General features: G+C 49.9%; 19 protein-coding genes and 1 tRNA gene. 18 read left to right on the top strand and 2 right to left on the bottom strand.

What is annotated here, in order from left to right:
• Positions 1–22 precede the first annotated feature (22 nt).
• From ABEB26_RS14545 to ABEB26_RS14575, 7 genes are all read left to right on the top strand, one after another.
• Positions 23–2347, top strand: coding sequence for an outer membrane protein assembly factor BamB family protein (locus ABEB26_RS14545; RefSeq protein ID WP_345722755.1), 2325 nt, complete (start codon positions 23–25; stop codon positions 2345–2347).
• A gap of 11 nt (positions 2348–2358) precedes the next feature.
• Positions 2359–3528: a PP2C family protein-serine/threonine phosphatase gene (locus ABEB26_RS14550; protein ID WP_345722756.1), complete on the top strand. Its 1170-nt coding sequence runs from the start codon at positions 2359–2361 to the stop codon at positions 3526–3528.
• Positions 3525–4796, top strand: a complete 1272-nt coding sequence (locus ABEB26_RS14555) for a vWA domain-containing protein (protein WP_345722757.1) — start codon at positions 3525–3527, stop codon at positions 4794–4796. The genes ABEB26_RS14550 and ABEB26_RS14555 overlap by 4 nt, the downstream gene beginning before the upstream one ends.
• A 9-nt stretch (positions 4797–4805) precedes the next feature.
• Positions 4806–5324 (top strand): FHA domain-containing protein, encoded by a 519-nt coding sequence (locus ABEB26_RS14560; RefSeq protein WP_345722758.1) that lies wholly within the window; start codon positions 4806–4808, stop codon positions 5322–5324.
• 28 nt (positions 5325–5352) lie between these two features.
• The gene (locus ABEB26_RS14565) at positions 5353–5604 is read left to right on the top strand and encodes a hypothetical protein (RefSeq protein ID WP_345722759.1); all 252 of its coding nucleotides are present in this window, start codon (positions 5353–5355) and stop codon (positions 5602–5604) included.
• 316 nt (positions 5605–5920) lie between these two features.
• The gene (locus tag ABEB26_RS14570) at positions 5921–6721 is read left to right on the top strand and encodes a helix-turn-helix domain-containing protein (protein ID WP_345722760.1); all 801 of its coding nucleotides are present in this window, start codon (positions 5921–5923) and stop codon (positions 6719–6721) included.
• Positions 6722–6802: 81 nt separating this feature from the next.
• On the top strand, positions 6803–7297 hold the full coding sequence (locus ABEB26_RS14575) for a YajQ family cyclic di-GMP-binding protein (protein WP_345722761.1): 495 nt from the start codon (positions 6803–6805) through the stop codon (positions 7295–7297).
• A 233-nt stretch (positions 7298–7530) separates the two neighbouring features.
• Here ABEB26_RS14575 and ABEB26_RS14580 read toward each other — a convergent pair whose 3' ends face one another.
• Positions 7531–8571, bottom strand: a complete 1041-nt coding sequence (locus ABEB26_RS14580; protein ID WP_345722762.1) for an oxidoreductase — start codon at positions 8569–8571, stop codon at positions 7531–7533.
• 114 nt (positions 8572–8685) lie between these two features.
• Here ABEB26_RS14580 and ABEB26_RS14585 point away from each other — a divergent pair.
• From ABEB26_RS14585 to ABEB26_RS14605, 5 genes are all read left to right on the top strand, one after another.
• Positions 8686–8762, top strand: a tRNA-Glu gene (locus ABEB26_RS14585).
• A gap of 213 nt (positions 8763–8975) precedes the next feature.
• Positions 8976–10265: an ABC transporter substrate-binding protein gene (locus ABEB26_RS14590; RefSeq protein ID WP_345722763.1), complete on the top strand. Its 1290-nt coding sequence runs from the start codon at positions 8976–8978 to the stop codon at positions 10263–10265.
• A gap of 69 nt (positions 10266–10334) precedes the next feature.
• A complete protein-coding gene (locus tag ABEB26_RS14595) occupies positions 10335–11246 on the top strand; it encodes a carbohydrate ABC transporter permease (protein WP_345722764.1) in 912 nt (303 codons plus the stop codon).
• Between the two features lie 22 nt (positions 11247–11268).
• A complete protein-coding gene (locus ABEB26_RS14600; protein WP_345722765.1) occupies positions 11269–12132 on the top strand; it encodes a carbohydrate ABC transporter permease in 864 nt (287 codons plus the stop codon).
• A 78-nt stretch (positions 12133–12210) separates the two neighbouring features.
• Entirely contained in the window at positions 12211–12957 is a 747-nt protein-coding gene (locus ABEB26_RS14605) for a winged helix-turn-helix domain-containing protein (RefSeq protein ID WP_345722766.1), read from the top strand.
• Positions 12958–13442: 485 nt separating this feature from the next.
• Here the strand turns inward: ABEB26_RS14605 and gap are convergent, their stop codons facing one another.
• Positions 13443–14468 carry a type I glyceraldehyde-3-phosphate dehydrogenase gene (gene gap / locus ABEB26_RS14610; RefSeq protein ID WP_345722767.1) on the bottom strand — a complete coding sequence of 342 codons (1026 nt, stop codon included), beginning with the start codon at positions 14466–14468 and terminating at the stop codon, positions 13443–13445.
• 549 nt (positions 14469–15017) lie between these two features.
• On the opposite strand from gap, the gene ABEB26_RS14615 reads away from it, so the two are divergent.
• The 6 genes from ABEB26_RS14615 to ABEB26_RS14640 all read left to right on the top strand — a co-directional run bounded on the left by ABEB26_RS14615 (position 15018) and on the right by ABEB26_RS14640 (position 21430).
• Positions 15018–16301 (top strand): glycosyl hydrolase, encoded by a 1284-nt coding sequence (locus ABEB26_RS14615; protein ID WP_345722768.1) that lies wholly within the window; start codon positions 15018–15020, stop codon positions 16299–16301.
• A 128-nt stretch (positions 16302–16429) separates the two neighbouring features.
• Positions 16430–18901: a DNA translocase FtsK gene (locus ABEB26_RS14620; protein ID WP_345722769.1), complete on the top strand. Its 2472-nt coding sequence runs from the start codon at positions 16430–16432 to the stop codon at positions 18899–18901.
• Between the two features lie 155 nt (positions 18902–19056).
• A complete protein-coding gene (locus tag ABEB26_RS14625) occupies positions 19057–20241 on the top strand; it encodes a phosphoglycerate kinase (protein WP_345722770.1) in 1185 nt (394 codons plus the stop codon).
• Positions 20242–20485: 244 nt separating this feature from the next.
• Positions 20486–20842 (top strand): hypothetical protein, encoded by a 357-nt coding sequence (locus tag ABEB26_RS14630; RefSeq protein WP_345722771.1) that lies wholly within the window; start codon positions 20486–20488, stop codon positions 20840–20842.
• Between the two features lie 4 nt (positions 20843–20846).
• Positions 20847–21197: a hypothetical protein gene (locus tag ABEB26_RS14635; RefSeq protein ID WP_345722772.1), complete on the top strand. Its 351-nt coding sequence runs from the start codon at positions 20847–20849 to the stop codon at positions 21195–21197.
• Positions 21194–21430: a hypothetical protein gene (locus tag ABEB26_RS14640; RefSeq protein ID WP_345722773.1), complete on the top strand. Its 237-nt coding sequence runs from the start codon at positions 21194–21196 to the stop codon at positions 21428–21430. Before ABEB26_RS14635 ends, ABEB26_RS14640 begins: the two co-directional genes overlap by 4 nt.
• Positions 21431–21475: the final 45 nt, after the last annotated feature.

Consider the following 21475-nt stretch of genomic DNA (forward strand, 5'->3'; position numbering starts at 1 on the left):
TCCTTAAAGCCAAGGGGGCTGTATGGCGTTAATCAAACGAGGTGGGACATCGCGTTTAACCCCAATCGATGGGCCAGATGCTGGCTCGTCAAGCGGGCAGGCCGATGATGCAACACGTACTTTCTCTCCACAACCAACCAGCGATGACTCGACTCGCGGCTTAGATGCAACCCGCACGATTGCTCCAGCCGATGCCGATTCGACTCGTGGCTTAGTCGCTGCGGGCAATGATTCAACTCGAAGCATCGCTCCGCCGGTCAATCCTGATGCCACTCGTGGGATCAACCAAAACCCCGATGCCACCCGTGGAATCAATCAAAATCCTGATGCCACTCGCAGCGTTAGCAATCGAGTTGGCTCAATTTTACGCAATCAAGGGGTTTCGCGGGTTGGCACTGAGGATATTCGTAATCGTGCGCCTAACCCCGATGCAACCCGCTTGCAACAACCAGCCGCCAAAGCAGCCGATCAACCCAGCGCCCAATCTAGTTCACCAGCGCTTAAAGTTGGCACGGTGCTTGAAGGGCGTTACGTGGTTGAAGGCGTTTTGGGCATCGGCGGGATGAGCGTGGTCTATAAGGGTCGCGACACCCGCTTTAAAGATGTGACCCGTTTTTGTGCGATCAAAGAGATGTTCCAAAGCTCGCTCGACTCGCAAACGCGTTTCTTGAGCTTGAAGAACTTCGAACGCGAAGCCGGTTTATTGGCCACCCTCAATCATCCAGCCATTCCCAAAGTCTACGACTTCTTCGAGGAAGCAGGCCGCGCCTATCTGGTGATGGAATTAATCGAAGGCCACGACCTTGAAACCGTGCTCGAAAAAGCCAACGGCCCCTTGGAAGAGCAACAAGTTGGGCGTTGGGCGATTCAAATCTGCGATGTGCTGAATTATCTGCATGGCCACGAACCTGAGCCAATTATCTTCCGCGACTTAAAACCATCGAACATGATTGTGACTCCAACTGATCGGATTGTGCTGATCGACTTCGGGATTGCGCGGGTCTTTACCCGCACCGATAAAAAAGGCACGATGATTGGCACGGAAGGCTACTCACCGCCAGAACAATATCGCGGGATTGCCGAAGCGCGTGGCGATGTTTACGCGTTGGGCGCAACCCTGCACCATTTGCTAACCAACGTTGACCCACGCTTGGAAACCCCGTTTACCTTCGGCGATCGCCCGATTCGCCAATTGAACCCAACCGTTTCGCCAGAAGTTGAAGCGATTGTGATGAAATCGCTGGAATACGATATGGCTAATCGCTGGGGTTCGGCGGCTGAATTCCAATCGGTGTTATTGAGTGTGCCAGGCTTTGCACCTGCTGGGGTTGCAGTGGCCGCCCCAGCAACTCCCGCCTTTGGGGCGGCGATTCGCCGTGGCGGTAAAAATGCCGAGGTGCTTTGGAAGTTTCGCTGCGAAGATGAAGTGCGTTCATCGCCATTTGTGCGCAACGGCACACTCTATATTGGTTGCTACGATACCAACCTGTATGCAATTGATACCAAGCGCGGCGAATTTCGCTGGAAAAAGCCAACCGAGGGTGGTATCTCATCAACTCCCACGGTTTGGGATGATATGGTGATTGTTGGCTCGGATGATGGCAATGTCTATGCCTTCGATACCCGCGCTGGCACTCAACGCTGGGTCTTTCGCACCGAAAAACCAGTGCGCTCCTCGCCGCGGGTGCAAGATCGTTTGGTCTATTTTGGCTCCGACGATTACCACTTGTACGCGGTTGATGCCACCAATGGCCGCCAAATTTGGCGCTATCGTGGCTGGCAATGGATTCGCTCATCGCCCTGTTTGACCAGTAATATGGTGATTTTTGGCTCTGGCGATGGCAGCATTGTGGCGCTTGATCTGTTCAAGGGCGGTATTCGTTGGAAGCAAAAACTCCAAGGTGGGATTGTTTCGAGCGCTGCAGCCAATGATAAGATGGTGCTCGTCGGCTCTATGGATAATAATCTGCATGCGCTTGACCTTGAAGGCGGTTGGCCGATCTGGAAATTCCGCACCAGTCACTACGTCAATTCATCGCCAATCATCATCGGCAATCGGGCCTTTGTGGGCGGGATTGACGGCAATATTTATGCGGTCGATCTTAAAAATGGCAAACAAGTTTGGCAATATAATACTGGAGCACAAATCGTTTCATCGCCAGTTGCCGATTCAGGCCGAATCTACATTGGGGCGGCTGATGGCACGGTCTATTGTCTCGATGCTGGCTCGGGCACACCCGTTTGGACCCACACCTGCGAAGGCCCAATCGTTTCTACTCCAGCGGTTGTCGAAGGGGTTGTCTATATTGGGTCGATGGATCACCAGGTCTATGCCTTACGTGCTTAGGAGAGTCCGCCATGGGATTTTTTCGTAAATTATTCGGGCGTACTTCAACTGAGCCAAGCACGCTTGATCCAGTTCCTGTTGCAACCGATCAATCACCTGTTGCTGTCGCAAGCCCAGCTGCTAGCGAGGCACCAACCGAAACGCCAACCGATGTTGTAGCAGTTGCCTCAACTGAGTTACCAATCGAGCCATTAATCAGCGCAGAGCCACTTGCCGAATTGCCAGCAGCCCAAACTGCTGGTGCGGTGGCAACCGAACGTTCGCAAAAAACCACTGCGCCACTCGATCCCGAGCAACTGCCCGAGCGTGATCCTGATGGTACGAATTATCTCGGAACCCGCGATATTAGTGCTGCGCCGATCGTTGCTAAAGCGGTCTCAACCCGTGGGCTAGCCAGTTGGGCCGCCCGCGATATTGGCCGAATTCGCCGTAACAATCAAGATAGTGTTTATACTGGATTGATGAGTTTGCCCGATGGTGAACACGATATCAGCGTCGGCCTGTTTGTGGTTGCCGACGGCATGGGCGGCCATGAAGGCGGCGAAATCGCCTCACGCCGAGCGATCGAAACCGTGATGATCGCGGTGTTGGAGCAAATGGCCTTACCAGCTATGGCCGATGAAGATCCTGGTAACCCACTGCCATTGCTGCTGATGAGTGCGGTGCAAGATGCCAACACCCGCATCTGGAACGAAGCTCAATCGCGGGGCACAGATATGGGCACGACCTGCACTGCCGCCTTGTTGGTTGGCGATGGCTTGTATATTGCCCATGTTGGCGATAGCCGTCTGTATGCCATGAGCGATGGCAAACTCCGCCTGATCACCGCTGATCATTCTACTGTGGGGCGCTTGATTGCGATGGGCCAATTGACCGAAGAAGAAACTCGCAATCATCCGCTGCGCAACCAACTCTATCGCACCGTTGGCCAACATCCGGAAATCCAAGTCGATTCAATCTACCAAAGCCTTGAGGGTATCAGCCATTTGTTATTGTGTAGCGATGGCTTATGGAGTATGGTTGACGACGATGAGATGGCGGCAATCATCAACGAAACGCCATGGCCGCAAGATGCCTGCCAGCGTTTGATTGCCCGCGCCAACTTAGCCGGCGGCGAAGATAACATTAGCGCGGTGGTTGTTTCATTGCCACCCTTGCAAGGCCAAGGAGCGCTCCGATGAGTACCCAAGCAATGGTTCAACTGCGCATTACTCCTGGGCGACCAGCAGTTGCCCAAAGTAACGATCCGCAAATTGTTTATTTGTTGGTCGAAGCCTCGCCTGCTGGCATTCCCGATGCCGATTTGGCGATTCCAGTCAACCTTGGTTTTATTGTTGATCGTAGCTCTTCGATGCGCGGCGAACGGCTTTACCAAGTTAAAGAGGCTTGTAATAACGTCGTCAATCAGCTTAATCGCCAAGATTATTTCTCGGTGGTGTCGTTCAACGATCGAGCTGAAGTGGTTGTGCCCTGCCAACGCCCCAACGATAAAGACCAAATCAAACGCGCGATTGGCATGATCGAGGCCAAAGGTGGCACTGAAATGGCCACAGGCATGATGATGGGCTTGCAGGAAATTTCACGCCCCATGATGAGTCGTGGCATCAGCCGCATGGTTTTATTAACCGATGGCCGTACCTATGGTGATGAAAGCCGCTGTGTCGAAATCGCGCGGCGTGCTCAATCCAAAGGCATCGGCATTACAGCCCTTGGCATTGGCGACGAGTGGAATGAAGATTTACTCGAAACAATCGCCTCAGCCGAAAACAGCCGTACCGAATATATCACCAATGCTCAGCAAATTGTCAACGTTTTCTCCGAGGAGATCAAACGTTTGCAAAATGTGATGGCGCATAAAGTTGAAATACGCTTCCATCTGCACCCGCAGGCTGAAATTCGCTCGCTGTTTCGGGTGCGCCCATTTATTGCCGCACTCACCCCACAGTTGCACAACGAAACTCTTTGGCGCATGCCACTGGGCGAGTGGGTTGGCCGCGAAGATCAAATCTTTTTATTGGAGCTGGTCGTGCCGCCACTGCCAGCAGGCAACCAAACGATCTGCCGGATCGAGATGTTTTACGAAGTGCCCAGTATCAGTAGTCAGGCCTTGCAAACCAAGGTTGATGTGCAACTGCCGGTGCGGCCTGCCGACCAAATTCGGCCTGATGTTGATGGTGTGGTCAAACATTGGCTCGAACGTACCGTGGCCTATCGTTTGCAAGCCTCAGCCTGGCAACATGTTGAGCAAGGCAACATCGAAGAAGCTACCAAAAAGTTACGCATGGCTGGCACGCGCTTGCTCGAATCGGGCCAAACTGATCTCGCCCAAACCGTTCAAGAAGAGGCCACCCGCCTGTTGCGTAGCGGCACAACCAGCGACGAAGGTCGCAAACGGATTAAATACGGCACCCGTGGCTTGGTCGCTCGCGAACGGGGCGGAGAGCAATAGGAAGTTGTTATGATTAAGTGTCCAGCGTGTGAAACCGAAAATTTACCAGGCACCTTCTTTTGCGTTGATTGTGGCTCGTCATTTTTGCCCTCGCGCATCCGTGAAACCACTGCCTCACTCGGCGCAGCAACCATGGCGGGTGGCTCTGGTAATTTAGTCATTCCGCCACCAGCGCCTCCGCGTGATACGGCGATCCCAGTGTTGCGGGTGGTGATTCTCAATAGTGGGCGCAAACTTGGCTTCAACACCAACCAACCAATTGTGATCGGTCGCCAAGATAGCAAGGGCAGTTTTTACCCTGATATTGATCTTTCGACCGATGGCGGTTTAGAGGCTGGCGTTTCACGTCGCCATGCAATTATTCGGATTCAAAGCGCCAATGTTTGCACGCTCGAAGATTTAGGTAGCTCAAATGGCACCTTTATCAACCGTGAAAAGCTGGCTGCCAATAGCCCTAAAGCCCTGCGTCATGGTGATGAAGTGCGTTTGGGCAATATTCTGTTACGAATTGAATTGACTAGCCAATAAGTGTTGTAGCTGATTGAAGGAGTTTTTAATGGGTACACGGGTAGTAATTTTGCACTTGAGTGGTGAAGATCCGATTATTGCTGAGATGGAAGAAGATCCCCAGCCAACGGATGCCTTTATTCGGGTCAGCAATATGCGCCGTCGTGATGGCAAAGATGTGCCCTACATTGCGGGTGGGGTGCAATCAGTGATTTACCCATGGCATCGGGTAACGTTTATCGAAATGATGGTCAGCGAAGAAGAACGTGGCAACGTCATCGACTTCTTCCGCGACGCATAAATTTCGTCCAAATCAGACAATGACAATCCCTTGGCACTGACTTCGATCATCGTAGAAGCCAGTGCCAAGGGATTCTTAACGATTGTTAATCCTAGTTTCTCATTTTTCACAGAGCGCAAAAGTGGCTGTGGTATAATGCGCTGTGGCTGAGGCAAGCATGGCTTGTTTCTTACGGACATTCGTCCGATTGGGCCCAGTTATAGTGAACATGAGATTGCTTGGTGGCAGCGTTGCCACAACTGCACCTTCATCCACTCCGTTCCCCATGGACGAATACCAGCATGCAGACAACCATCATCATGGCACAAGGCAAAGCATGACAAACGCTGGACAAAACAGATTAGGCCTTCGATTTCGCGAAGCCCGTGAAGCCCGTGGCATTTCACTGGCTCAAGCTTCAAGTGAAACCCGAATTATCCAACGCTATTTGGCGGCCCTCGAAAATGGTGAATATCATCATCTGCCGGGCGATGTTTATGCCCGTGGTTTTATTCGCAATTATGCTCAATATTTGAATCTGCCCGCAGATGAGTTGATCGATCTGTATCGGATTGAGCGTGGTGCTTCAACCCCGATTCGGATTGTGCCAGCAGCAGTGCCACCCCGTCGGAACACGATTTTTCTGCCCAGTCTTTGGACGGTCATTTTGGTGGTGCTGGCATTGGTCGTAATTGGCTATCTGACGCTGAATGCGCTTGGGTTTACGACACTCAATAGTAATGAAGGCACTGGCGGCGCAACCGCAACTTCAATGATTGCAACTCCAACCTTATTGCCAACCCCAACCGCTCAACCAACCAATCCCGATGGTTCTGTCCCATCGCCAATCAATCCATTGGCAACCCCAACGGTTACTGTAACTCCAACGCAGGATGTGCCAGTCCAGGTTGTCTTGCGAATTGATGGCGGTTCGTCGTGGTTGCAGGTGTTGGTTGATGGCCAAAATACGATTGAAGGGATTCAAAATAACGGCTGGACGCAGACGTTCTCGGCGCAGCAAACGATTCAGGTTAAGGCTGGTAACGCTGCCGTGGTCGAGGTGATTCACAATGGCAAGCCGCCAGTCCGGATGGGTGCACCCAACCAAGTTGTTACCACCATCTATACGCCTAACTAAGCTTGCTGAATGTTGTTGGTAATTCTTGGGGTATAGTTAAGCCTGCATTCGCAAATCTAGCAAGCATATGGGGAGGCTTTTGTGGCTGAATTTAGTTTTGATGTGGTTTCAGATTTTGATCGTCAAGAGTTGATTAATGCGGTTGATCAAACCAAACGTGATGTTGGCACACGCTATGATTTGAAAGATACAAATAGCGAAATTACGCTTGGTGAGAAAGATATTACAATTGTGACCAGCAGCGAATTGGCATTAAATGCAGTTCGCGATTTGCTCGAAACCAAGGCTTTACGGCGGAATCTCTCAATCAAAATGTTCGATTTTGGCGAGCCAGAGGAAATTGGCGGCATGAAGATTCGCCAAGTTATTACCTTGCGCAAAGGCATCGCTGACGATATTGCCAAGAAAATTCAAAAATTGATTAAGGCCGAGGTTCCCAAGGCTCAAGCTCGTATCCAAGGCGATTCGTTGCGGGTTTCATCGAAGAGCAAAGACGAATTACAAGCAGTGATGGCTTTGCTGCGCGAACGCGGCGACGATTTCCCATTACCATTGCAATTCAACAATTATCGCTAAAAAATCGAATGCCCTCACAAGGGTAGGTTTTGTAAGCATGGATTGGGATCACCACCCTTCCGTCCTGCCTTGAGGCGGGAGACGCAGGGGGCTTTAATCCCCCTGCACCCCCTCAAGGGCAATCAGGGTCTGGCAGAAATCTACTGATGAACCAGAGATTTGGTGGTTCGTAGCGGAAATCTACGCTTTTAAGCATTCCCTTGCCTGCTGGGCGGGTGAAGGCGTGGGGTTGCTTACATGGTAATTGTGCGTTGTTCAGCAACGCTTTGCTCAGCCAACTCAATTAGCCGAATCACCGCTTGGGCTTGGCTCGCCTGAACGATTAGCTCAGCCTCGCCTTGAATGGCTTGAGCCACATTCTGATAATAGGCCGGATACTTGCCTGCGATAGTTTCGACTGTGCCACGCAAGGCTAAACCATTCAGCTCAGCATTGAGTATACCCCAATCTGTCGCTGGTTCTTGACCCCAATCTGGGCTATTTGGCGCTTGGCCTGCTTTCAAAGCTGCTTCTTGGGGATCAATGCCATATTTGATCCATGAGCCATTTGTGCCATGGAGACTGAAGCGTGGCCCCAATTCGCGCACCAACATGCCTGCTTTGAGCGTGACGTGCAGCTCAGCATAACCCAAGCGCAGATCAAAATAATCGACAGTTTGCGCACCCTCGCGTTGCTTGGCAAGCTGGGCCGTGATCGATTGGGGCATTCCAAACAACATCAAGACTTGATCGATTAAATGTGCGCCGAGATCATACAGAATGCCACTGCCTTGGCTAGCTTGCTCACGCCAAGCCCCTTGTTTTAGTTGTGGTCGATAGCGATCATAATGGCATTCGTAGCTGACCAAACGCCCCAACCAGCCTGCCTGAATCACTGCTTGAGCGGTTAAAAAATCGCCATCCCAACGCCGATTGTGAAAGACGCTCAGCACGCGTTGCCGCTGTTGTGCCAAGCTCATTAATTGATCAGCCTGTTGACTATTGAGGGTAAATGGCTTATCAACCACCACATGTTTGCCTGCGCTCAAGGCTTGGGCCGCTAAGTCGGCGTGGGTTTGATTGGGTGTGGCGATCACCACCAACTCAATCGCGGGATCAGCCAACGCCTCAGCTAGATCGCTCACGATTTGGACATGGGGATAGCTGGTGCGGGCGCTTTGGCTGCTACGTTGAACGATCGTATGTAAATTCAAGCGTGGTTCGGCCATAATGAGCGGGGCATGAAACACTTGGCTGGCCATGCCAAAACCCACTAAAGCCAGATTAATCGGCATAAATAACTCCTAATGTGCTAATGACTAGCTTAATCATAGCCATTTTTACGCCTTGGGAGCAATATTTGACAAAATACGCCGTTACGAGTAGAATACTCAAGCCCTAAACCAAACGGCGCATTCGTCTAGCGGCCTAGGACGTCACCCTTTCAAGGTGAAGATCACGGGTTCGAATCCCGTATGCGTCACCATTTGCACTCACTGTCCACGCAGTGGGTGCTTTGTTTTAACTCCTATAACACTCCATTTAACCAAAACTTGACAATTCTTAATCGAATATGGTACTGTCTGTATTACTAAATCCAATGAAATAATAAAGTTTATTCAATCCCCACTACATTACCGCCCGCGTTATCGTCGATTAAAACGTCAACAATCCGCAGCGTCCTAGACAGGAGTGTGTTATGGTTCGCAAATGGCGTTGGAAACTCGCTTTGGTTAGCCTATTAACGACCGTTTTAGCTGCGTGTGGTGGCGGCAGCGCAACCCAAGCTCCTACCACTAATCCCAATCGAGTCACGCTAACGATTGAAAGCTGGCGCAGCGACGACCAAAAGGTCTGGACTGAGCAGATTATCCCGCTGTTTGAAAAGAGCCATCCTGATATTCATGTGGAGTTTCGGCCTACCGCACCCACCGAATATAACGCTGCCCTGAATAGCAAACTTGAGGCTGGCACTGCTGGCGATCTGATCACCTGTCGGCCTTTTGATGTTTCATTAGGTTTGTATACAGCTGGTCATTTGACGGCACTCGACGATTTGCAAGGTATTGCCCATTTTAGCGACGTGGCCAAAAGTGCTTGGCAAACCGATGATGGCAAAACACTCTTCTGCTTGCCGATGGCCTCGGTTATCCATGGCTTTATCTACAACAAAGCAATTTTTAACGAGCTCGGTTTGAGCGAACCTAAAACCGTCGATGAGTTTTTTGCGGTGCTCGATAAAATCAAGCAAGATGGTCGCTATACGCCCTTGGTGATGGGTACTGCTGAGCAATGGGAATCAGCAACCATGGGCTTCCAAAACATCGGGCCGAATTATTGGTTTGGTGAAAATGGCCGTAAAGCGTTGATCGATGGCAGCGCTAAATTATCCGATGCTGCTTATGTTTCAACTCTGAAAGATTTAGCCCGCTGGGGCGATTATTTGCCTGATGGTTTTGAAGCGGTCAAATATGCCGATGCTCAGATGTTGTTTGCCTCGGGCAAGGGGGCCATCTACCCCGCTGGCTCGTGGGATATTAGCTACTTCAACCAAAATGCCAAATTCGAACTTGGCGCATTCAAAGCTCCAGTTGCCAAAGCCAATGATCAATGCTTTATCAGCGATCATACCGATATTGGAATTGGGATTAACGCCAAGACTGCCCACATGGCCCAAGCCCGTACCTTCCTTGAGTGGATGACTGGGCCAGAATTTGCTGGTGAATTTAGCAATGCCCTGCCTGGCTTCTTCAGCCTCTCAGATTATCCGGTAAGCTTGAAAAATCCCTTGGCCCAAACCTTTGTTGATTGGCGTAAACAATGTCAATCGACCATCCGTAACTCCTACCAAATTCTCTCACGCGGCGAGCCAAACCTCGAAAACGAACTCTGGCGCATGAGTGTTGGCGTGATTGATGGCACATTTACACCTGAAGCTGCAGCCCAAGATCTGCAAAAAGGCTTAGATAATTGGTACAAAAAGCCCTAATCTGCCCAAAGTAAGGCTACCTCGCTGAATTTTTTGGCGAGGTAGCACGCTTGTTGAAAGAGTTTGCCTATGCTGCGCCCCAACAAATCGCGCCCACGCTGGCATATTGCGGTATTTCTAGCACCAGCCCTGTTGCTGTATAGTATTGTGCTGGTTTTTCCCTTGCTCGATACCTTGCGTTTGAGCTTGTTTAGCTCCAATGGCGAGAGTTTTGTTGGCTTGAGCAATTATCAACGCCTATTTACTGATAGCCAGTGGTGGCCCTATTTTTGGCGAGCGCTCAAAAATACTGTGCTCTTTTTTATTTTACACATGTTGTTGCAAAACCCCTTGGGCTTGTTGTTGGCAGCATTGTTAGATAGCAAAAATCTACGCGGACGCAGCATCTACCGCACCCTCTTGTTTTCGCCAACCATGCTTTCGTTTGTGATTGTGGGCTTTGTGTGGCAACTAATTTTAAGCCCAACTTGGGGTATTGCTCCGGCTATTAGTGAATTTTTGGGTGTGCGCTATCGGCCATGGCTCGGCTTAGAAAGCACCTCCTTGCCAACGGTTGCCTTAATTTCAATTTGGCAATTTGTCGGTATTCCCATGCTCTTTTTTATGACGGCGCTCTTGGCCGTACCCCAAGATATTTTGGAAGCAGCACGAGTTGATGGTGCGAGTGCTTGGCAATTGTTCTGGCGGGTCAAATTTCCGCTGATCCTGCCAACCGTTGGGATTGTGAGCATTTTGACCTTTATTGGCAATTTCAATGCTTTCGATTTGGTCTATACCGCCAAGGGAGCGCTGGCCGGGCCAAATTTCTCGACCGATTTACTTGGAACCTTCTTCTATCGCACCTTCTATGGCTTTCAACTGCAACTCGGCGATTATGCCATGGGTACAACGATTGCCGTCGTGATTTTCTTAATCATTTTATTTGGTAGCCTGTTATATTTGCTTGGCTGGCAACGTAAGGTTGTAACCTATGAGCTCTAATTCGCTTGTGAGTGAACCGCCCATGGCTCAACCCAAAACCTCACCAAATGCGCTACGCCCGAGTCGCTGGCTCACACCGTTGTTGGTGCATGCGGTGTTGGGCAGTTATACTTTAGTGGCAATTGCTCCGGTTATTTTGGTGGTGCTGAATTCATTTAAAGGCTCGCAAGCAATTTTTCAACAGCCCTATGCCCTGCCAATTGGTGCAAACTTTGATCCGATTGGCTATACCACCGTGTTTGAGCAAACGGCCATTTTTCGCTATCTCGGCAATAGTTTGATGGTAACGCTTGGCTCGATTTTGCTGATTTTGCTGTTTGGCGCAATGACGGCCTTTGGCCTGACCGAATATCGTTTTCGTGGACGCGGCTTTTTGACCTTGTATGCCCTGATTGGCTTGATGATTCCGATTCGTTTGGCAACTGTCAGTATTCTCAAATTGATGGTCGCGCTAAATTTGCAAGATACGATTTGGTCGTTGATTATGGTGTATAGTGCTCAAGGCTTGCCGATGGCAATTTTTGTGCTTTCGCAATATATGCGCCAAGTGCCAAGCGACCTCAAGGATGCAGCACGGCTTGATGGAGCCAACGAATATCAAGTATTTTGGCTGGTTGTGCCCTTGATGCGCCCAGCCCTCGCGACCTTGGCAATTTTTGTGATGCTGCCAATTTGGAATGATCTGTGGTTTCCCTTGGTCTTGGCTCCTGGCGAAGCTTCGCGCACGCTCACGCTGGGCGCACAACAATTCCTTGGTCAATTTCAAACCGATTGGAGCGCCTTGCTCGCGATGTTGACCTTAGCAATTGCTCCAGTTTTAGTGCTCTACCTCATTTTCTCACGCCAACTCATTCGTGGCCTCACCGCCGGTACCGTCAAAGGGTAACACCCAATGGCTCTAGCCGAAAGCGCACTTTCTTGGTAGCATAGATAGAGATTGGTTAACTGTGCAAGGAGTGCTCGTATGCGGCTGCTTAACCGAACCAACGAACGCCATGAAGATAACAACCCCCATCAACGTAAAATTCTGGTTGCTGATGATGATCCAGCGATTTTGCGCTTGGTTGAGGTGGCGTTAAGTGGCCAGCGCTATCAACTTGTCACGGTTTCCAATGGCCTCGAAGCGCTCAAAATGTATCGCGATGGCGAATATCAGCTCTTGCTGATTGACGTAATGATGCCGTATGTTGATGGCTTCACGGTGACTGAGCGCATTCGTTCGCGCTCCGATGTGCCAATTATTATCATTACTGCTCGTGATGGTACTGATGATGTAGTCCATGGCTTTGAGTTGGGCGCTGACGATTACATTACCAAGCCTTTTCGCACTGCCGAGTTGCAAGCTCGGGTTGAAGCAATTATCCGTCGGGTTGAAGGCTATCAGCATCGCAAGGCATCACCAATTGTGCGGATCGGCGATTTAGAGATTGACGAGCCACGCCATAAAGTGCTGCTGGCGGGTGAGGACGTTAATCTTACGCCGATGGAATTTGAGTTGCTCTATTTTCTAGCTGCCAACTCCGGCCAAGTTTTTGATCGTGAAGTCTTGTTTCGTGAAGTTTGGGGCTACGAATATGTTGGCCAAACCAATTTGGTCGATGTCTGTGTGCGCCGCTTGCGCGAAAAAATCGAAGAGCAACCATCCAAGCCGCGACGCATTCTGACGGTGCGCGGGGTTGGCTATAAATTAGCCGATGGTGGTTCGCTGTAGTGTAAAGAACATAGAACATAGAGCAAAGAACAGAAAAAATAAGGATCGGGCTGGTAGTAGCTCGATCTTCGTTTTTTAACACAGAGGTGCAGAGAAAAGAATGGCTATGGGTTATTGGATTATTGTTTGATATTTACCAATAGCCAATAGCTGTAATGATTTATTGGCTTAGGAATGGATCGTGTTCCCTCACCCCCTAGCCCCTCTCCCGCCCGCGAGGCGAGGGGGAATCGCGCTGGCAGTGCGCCCCTCGCCCGCCGCAGTGGGAGAGGGGCTGGGGGTGAGGGCATGGACTAGGTGTTAATGTGATGAACCATTACCAATAGCCAATAGCCTTCAGCCAGATTTATCTTGGTGTGCTTCGTGTCCTTCGTGGATCAAAGACTTCCAGTACCCGACCCCGATCCCCAACCACCAGCTATAAAAAAACCGCGCTGGTAGTTCGAAAACCACCAGCGCGATCAACAGTTAGTTATGCGTAAAACTTAGAGCTTTTCAGCGATATAAGCGGTGAGGTCGGCGATGCGGGTAGCATAGCCCCATTCGTTGTCGTACCAAGCAACAACTTTGACCATCTTGTCGCCCATTGCCATGGTCAAGCTCAAGTCAACCACGCTTGAGTATGAAGTACCGATGAAGTCTGATGAGACCAGCTCTTCATTGGTTACGCCCAACACGCCTTCCATTGCGCCTTCTGAGGCTTCAATAAAGGCATTATTGATCGATTCAACGGTTGCGCCTTCGGCCAATTCAACCACAAAATCAACCATCGAAACGGTTGGGGTTGGGACGCGCACGGCGAAACCATCGAATTTGCCCTTCAACTCAGGGATAACCAAAGCAACAGCTTTAGCAGCACCCGTGGTTGTTGGAACCATGTTCAAAGCAGCGGCGCGAGCGCGGCGCAAATCTTTGTGGGGGCCGTCTTGCAGATTTTGGTCCATCGTGTATGAGTGAATGGTGGTCATCAAGCCACGCACAATGCCGAACTTATCGTTCAACACTTTGGCTACTGGAGCCAAACAGTTGGTGGTACATGATGCATTTGAGACAATCGTATGTTTTTCAGCGTCGTAGTTTTCTTCGTTCACGCCCATACACACGGTGATGTCTTCGTTCTTGGCGGGAGCACTGATGATAACTTTCTTTGCGCCTGCATCTAAGTGCATTTTGGCTTTGGTTGCATCAGTAAAAATCCCAGTCGATTCAATCACGATATCGACGTTTAGCTCACCCCATGGTAATTTTGACGGATCGCGCTCGGCCAAGGCCTTGATGACCATTGGCTCGTCTTCATCGGCGAAGGTAACGCTGATTGTATCTTCAGTGGCGGTAACATCGCCATCGAATGAACCATAGGTTGAATCGTACTTGAGCAGGTGGGCCAACGTTTGGTTATCGGTCAGGTCGTTGATTGCAACAATTTCCAACTCATCGCGATAGTGATCCAAGATGGTTTTGAAGCTTTGGCGACCGATGCGACCGAAGCCGTTGATTGCTACTCGTGCCACAAGTGACTCCTTATTATTTCGCACCAAATTAAGAATGCTTTCACGGCTCTGGGCCGTTCTGCACCACTATAGCACATTCGTTGGTTACTGTCATTCTGCTTTGGTGAAGGTTTATAAGCTTAATCGGTCAAGAATCGTGCACCTATCAAAGGCCGAGGCATGTGGCTAAATGTTGAATGATCATGCCATTTGGGGAATTCAGGGCTAGAATACAAAGAACATAGAGCATAGAGCCTAGATGTAAAGGTTCATTCGGTTGACAATGATGATCCCTCACCCCCTGACCCCCTCTCCCGCCCAGCAGGCGAGGGGGAAACGTCCCCTCGCTCGCCGCAGTGGGAGAGGGGTTGGGGGTGAGGGCATGCTGGCCGTTGTTAACCCCATGAACCTTTACACATAGAACATAGTCATCATTCAAATCTGTGTGAATCTGTAACTAGAAAAAGCCTTCGCGTCCTTTGCACTCTTCGCGGTTTCAACCCTTGGTGCTCTTTGTGTCCTTCGCGGATCAAAACAAAACCTAATCTCTTTGACATGGAGCCTACAAATATGCGACGTTTTTTGATCTTGATCATAAGCCTTAGCTGGTTACTCGGAATATTACCACCCGCCCACGCCGAGCCACCAAGCGACCAACCAAGCGATTGGTGGGGCATTGTCGTGCGCGACCCAGCCTACGAGTGGAATACTAACCCAGCCTATCCGAATGCTGCCAATCAAGCCTTTATCGATCGCATGTTCGATGAAATTGTGGCCATGGGTGGGCGTTGGGTGCGCTTCGAGTTCCACAGCGCATGGGATGGCTCGAGTTATGGCAGTTTTAATCTAGCGCAGGCTGATTATTTTGTCAGTGCCGCCCATAGCCGTGGCTTGAAGGTGCTGGCTTTGCTAGGCACTGATATTTTGCGTGGCCCTCAAGCAGGCGTGCAGCATTTTGATGGTGGCACGGTTTCAGGCAGCATTCCCACTAGCAACCCCGACCGCGAGCTTTCACCCTGCCCACCAGCCCCGATTGGCTGCGGCGTGAATGCCTATCAAAAAGCATGGCTCGAGCGTGCGATCAGCATCGCCGATTATTATCGTGGCCGCATCGATGCCTATGAAATTTTCAACGAGCCAAATTTTTATTTTGGGTTAATTGGCGATACTAACGGCCAGCAAGATGAGATGAATCCCTATTATCTGGCCCAAACGATCACCAAACTGTATCGAATTTTGCGCGATGCCAGCCGCAACGATCAAACGCCGCTGATTGTTGGCGGTTTGCACCCATTAACTTCCAACGAATCAGGTCGCACTGATCGCGGTTATTTGCAATCACTCTACCAATCAGCGCCGTTCAGCAATTGGGCCAATAGCCACAACGGCCAATATCCAATTGATGGCGTGGCCTATCATCCCTATCCCGCCGAGATGCGCCGTTTGATCAGCGATAACGACTTTTTGCCTTTAGTCGCACCACGCTTGGATAGCGTCATTGCTACGATGCGCAGTTTTGACCAAACCAGCCAGCTTTGGCTGACCGAAATTGGCACGCGTGGCGACTCCAATAATCCTAGTGAGCTGCAACGTCAAGCCGATTTTATGCGTCAATTTGTGGCAACGATCTATGGCCGACCCGAAATTGCCAACTGGTTTTGGTTCAAGTACGAGGATTTTCCGCCTGCGAACGAGGCTTGGGGCGTGGTGCATATCAATTACGATAGCAACGGAGCCTACGATATTAACGGCACAGTCAGTTTGTATAAACCGAGTTTTTATACCTACCGCGATTTAGTTGATCATTTTCGTCAGCGGGTTTGGATTCCACAGGTGCTAAATGACGTTAATTAGCTGATTCTGACGGCCTAAAAAGCGTTTGCAGGCCCGTAGTTACACTCTGCTCAATTCGACCGTGTGTGCTATAATCGAAGCAATCAAACACCAACGAATTGAGTACATCACTTGGGGATAGAGTAGCAATGTCAACGCGAAAATCTGCGCCAAAGCGCCAAAGTGGCAAAAAGCCAACCGCTGCAACCGCCCGCAAACGGGGCGCAGCCAAACAATCAATCGCCCCGCAAATCCAAATTCCCCAAAATCTTCAGCGTGAGATTTTTGCGGTTATTTTGGTATTTTTGGGCTTATTGACGTTGCTATTCAGCACATTTAGCGGCGATCAAGGGGTGATTGGCACGCAGTGGAATACTGCTGTGGCGCGGGCTTTTGGCACTGGCAAGGTGCTGGTTCCGGTGGCGCTGGGCATTCTGGGTGGCCTGATGATCTTCCAAGAGCGATTTAGCGATAGCCGTTTGAGCGGCGCGAATATTCTTGGCACGCTGATGGTGCTGCTTTCGCTGTTGATGCTGCTGGAATATCCAGGCTATGAAATTCATCGCGAACACCCTGAGTTTCACGTTGGCGCTGGCGGTGGGGTGGTCGGCCAAACCTTGCTGACGATTTTGATCAGCGGGATTGGCAAGGGTGGGGCATTGCTCTTTTCAGTCACGATTGGGCTGATTGGGATTATGCTGACCTTTAATCTGACGCTACGCCAAATTATGGCCTCATTGTTCTATTACACTGGCGGTTTGCGTATTTTAGGTCGCCGCTTGTTGGGTGCTCCCGTTCGGCGTGAGCCAATGTTTGATGATTATCCTGAGGAGCATTTCAGGCCACTTGAATTACCCGCGCCGCAAGCCATGCCCAAGGTCAGCAACAAACGCCGTCAAGCGATTCTTGAAGATACAACCAACCAAGAAGTGGTGCTTACGCCAATTGCCGAGCGCCCGGCCCAAGCCAGTTTGTTCAATCGCGATCTGCCTGAGCCAAATCGGCCAGCCCGTCGCAAAGAAGTTGCGCCGCCACCAGTTACGCCAAATGCAGCTGGTAGTATGGCCCCAACCAAACGGCTCAAGCCCGCCGATGATCAAACCAAGTCTAATCAGCCAAAAGCCAATGCTGAAGATCCCAACTTTATCGAGCCAGATGAAGCGCTGACCCATCGCGCTTGGCCGTTGCCGACCCTCAACGCGCTCGATGAGTTTGTTGAAGGCCAAATTGGCGATGAAGAAAAACGCGAAAAAGCGCGGATTATCGAGGAAACCTTGGCCTCGTTTCGGGTTGAGGCGCGAGTGGTTGAGGCCAACACCGGGCCAGCAGTCACTCAATTTGCGCTCCAACCAGCGATTGGGGTCAAAATTAATAAAATCACCAGCCTCCAAAACGATTTGGCTTTGGCGCTTGCTGCGCCATCGTTGCGGATTGAAGCGCCAGTGCCAGGCCGCTCGGTGGTTGGCATCGAGATCCCCAATTCGGCGATTGCCACCGTGGCTATGCGCGATGTGCTTGGTAGTGAAGAGTTTGATGCTAAACGCGGCAAGCTCAAAATTCCGCTAGGCAAAGATGTTTCAGGTACGGTCGTGATTGCCGACCTGGCCAAAATGCCGCACTTGCTGGTGGCTGGCAGCACTGGCTCAGGTAAAAGTATTTGTATCAATTCAATCATTATTTCGTTGTTGATGAAACACACGCCCAACGAGCTGAAATTCATCATGGTTGACCCCAAAATGGTCGAATTGATCGTTTACAACAATATTCCGCATTTGCTCACGCCAGTGGTAACCGAACTTGAACGGGTGGTTAGCTCACTCAAGTGGGCCGTGCGCGAGATGGAACGCCGCTACAAGGTCTTTGCTAAGGGCGGTTTTCGCAATCTCGAAAGCTATATGCAAGCCGCCCGCAAACGCCCTGACCTTGAGCCAATGCCCTATATCGTGGTGATCATCGACGAGTTGGCCGATTTGATGATGCTTGCGCCGGATGAAGTTGAAACCTTGATTTGTCGTTTGGCTCAAATGGCTCGCGCCACCGGAATTCACTTAATTTTGGCGACCCAACGGCCATCGGTCGATGTCGTAACAGGCTTGATCAAGGCCAACTTCCCAACGCGGATCGCCTTCGCCGTGACTTCGCAAATCGACTCACGGGTTATTTTGGATACGCCTGGAGCCGAGCAATTGCTTGGCCGTGGCGATATGCTCTATCTGGCGGTCGATGCAGCTAAATCAATTCGGGTGCAAGGAACCTTTGTTTCCGATGGCGAAGTTGAAAAAGTTGTGCAATTCTGGCGCATGCAAATTCCACCAGAATTAGCCAAGCCCGATCCTGCCAACCCCCAAGCCAAGCCTGCGCCGAGCAGTCAAACCAGCATGGGTGATGTGTTTTTGCAAGCCGACGAGCAAGATGAACTACTGCCCAAGGCGATTGAATTGGTGCGCCAACATCAACGAGCCTCAGCCTCAATGCTCCAACGCCGCTTGCGGATTGGCTATAGCAAAGCTGCCCAATTGATCGAACTGCTCGAACAACGCGGAATTGTTGGGCCAGCCGAGGGCAGTCGTTCGCGCGAGGTGCTCAATCCAGAACAGGGAGCGAAGGCTGGCGATGAATAACGATGATATTTCTGCACCTGTAGCGTAGAGCCTGCTACCCAGCAGATCGCCGAAATCGTTTATTATGGGGAGCATAGGCTATGCGGTTCTTGGTTCGTAGCACTGATAGCGCCCAGATAGCCTATCGCCTATAGCCTTGTACAAGGAGAGCGCTTGTGAACAAGCAGACCATTCGTGATGTAGCATGGAGCGGAAAACGAGCTTTGGTTCGGGTGGATTTCAATGTGCCGCTTGATGAAGCCCGTAAAGTCACTGATGACACCCGGATTCGGGCAGCGTTGCCTACGATCAACTATTTGCTCGAACAAGGTGCAAGTGTGATTTTGATGTCGCACTTGGGCCGCCCGAAGAAAAAAGTGGCCGAAGAATTCCGGCTCAAGCCAGTTGCCGATCATCTCCAATCACTGCTGGATGCCCCAGTCAACTATATTCAGACCACGACTGGCGCTGAGGCCGAAGCCGCTGCTCAAGCTTTGCAAGCAGGCCAAGTGCTGTTGTTGGAAAATACCCGCTTTGATCCCCGTGAAGAATCGAACGACCCTGCCATGGCCGAAGAATTGGCCAAACTTGGCGATATTTATGTGAATGATGCTTTTGGTGCGGCTCATCGTGCCCATGCCTCAACCGAAGGCCTCGCCAAATTCCTGCCAGCCGTGGCTGGTTTCTTGATGGAAGCCGAATTGGCGGCACTTGGCAAAGCCTTGGATGATCCTCAACGGCCTTTCGTTACGATCATTGGTGGCGCAAAAATCAGCGACAAAATCGGCGTAATCGAAAACTTGCTGGGCAAAGTCGATTCATTGCTGATCGGCGGCGGGATGGCTAATACCTTCTTGTTGGCCCAAAACAAGGCTGTTGGTGCTTCATTGGTCGAAGCCGATAGCGTGGCCGAAGCCGCTCGTTTGATCGACGAAGCCCAAGGTCGCGGCGTGAAGTTGTTGTTGCCCAGCGATGTCGTGGTAGCCGATGCCTTCAGCGCCGAAGCTAACACCCAAGTGCTGAGCGTCGATGATGTGCCCGATGGCTGGCGGATTCTCGATATTGGGCCTGAAACTCGCCAAACCTACTCGCAAGTGGTTAGCGAAGCTAAAACCGTGATTTGGAACGGCCCAATGGGCGTGTTTGAGCTAGAGCCATTTGCCGCTGGCACTCGCGCCGTTGCTCAGGCCTTGGCCGATAGCAGCGCCATCACAATCATTGGTGGTGGCGATTCAGTTGCTGCGATTGAGCAAATGGGCTTAGCCGAAAAGATGAGCCACATCTCAACTGGCGGTGGTGCTAGCCTCGAATTGCTCGAAGGCAAAGTGCTGCCAGGAATTGCCGCGCTCAACGATAAATAATTAGTTCGTTTACTCAAGCATTTAAGCCCCCACAGAATTAAGTTTTCTGTGGGGCTTTTTGTGCCCTGTTGGTTTTGTTAAATACCAAGTCAGTAAATATCTATTTAATAGAAAAAATTAAAACTCTAAATATTTGTTATGATAAATATACCTAAAATAACCTCAAAAATCATCTTGACTAATAGGAGAAATGCATGATAGCATGATTTGACTGTTGTTCAATAAGTACCAGATAGGAGCCGCTATGTTAAGTATCTTCAAGCGCTGTGTTCAACTCTTTGTATCTATCTGCTTGGTGGTTACGTTAGGCGGTTGTGGTGGTCCATCGGAAGGTGTTGTAAAAGAATCACTTGCGGCTTTTTTTCAGTCTCCAGGTGCTGAAGATTTTATGGAGTTAGAAGATTTTACTTCAGAAGAGTGTGAACTGACCCAAAATGAAAAAAGTTCGAAAGGTTTAGAGGAACGTTGGGTAGTACGTTTTACGTTAGTGGCAGAATTTAATGGGAAAAGACAAGTTGATGACTCAATTAAAGGAGCAATTATGGAACGAACAAAAGAAGGTGATTGGTATATAAATCCTTTTAAGATATTTGGTTGTTAATATCATGAATAATAATGAAGTCAAGTTTGAAAATACTACTGTTGGTAGAGATGTAAATATAAAACAAGAGTATAACAAAAGTACTTGGATTACAAGATTAATTAATGACTATTTGAGTATTGGTATATTGTTTTGGATTACTTGTGCAATAATAGGAGTAGGAATTGGATTTTATATAATATCTCCGGCTGTGGATAAATATATTATTGCCTATCAGTTCCATAGTCCTGGAATGATTCGAACAAGTATGCTTTCAAGCGCAGGTATATTAGGCTCTATAGCAGGATTTATAGTGACAGCACTATTACTAAGGATCATTAAATATTATACAAACTATGATAGGAGTCAATCATGAACAAGCAAACCATCAGCGACTCTGAGATTGGTGGATCGGTAACTACAAAATCTACTGGTTCTAATAGTGAACAAACTATTATTAGAACAAAAATTAAAAAAGATCTCAATCAAGAAATTAATGAGCCACAAAATATGCGAATAGGCAATATGTCTGCAAAAGGTAATATTGCTATCATATGTTTAGCAATCGTTATCATTATATTTGTTGCCTACCAAATAATTGGCTTATAATTAATGATCCTGCCGCAATCATTAAACAAAGACCTGCCATGCAAT

Source organism: Herpetosiphon gulosus, assembly GCF_039545135.1.
Taxonomy (GTDB): domain Bacteria; phylum Chloroflexota; class Chloroflexia; order Chloroflexales; family Herpetosiphonaceae; genus Herpetosiphon; species Herpetosiphon gulosus.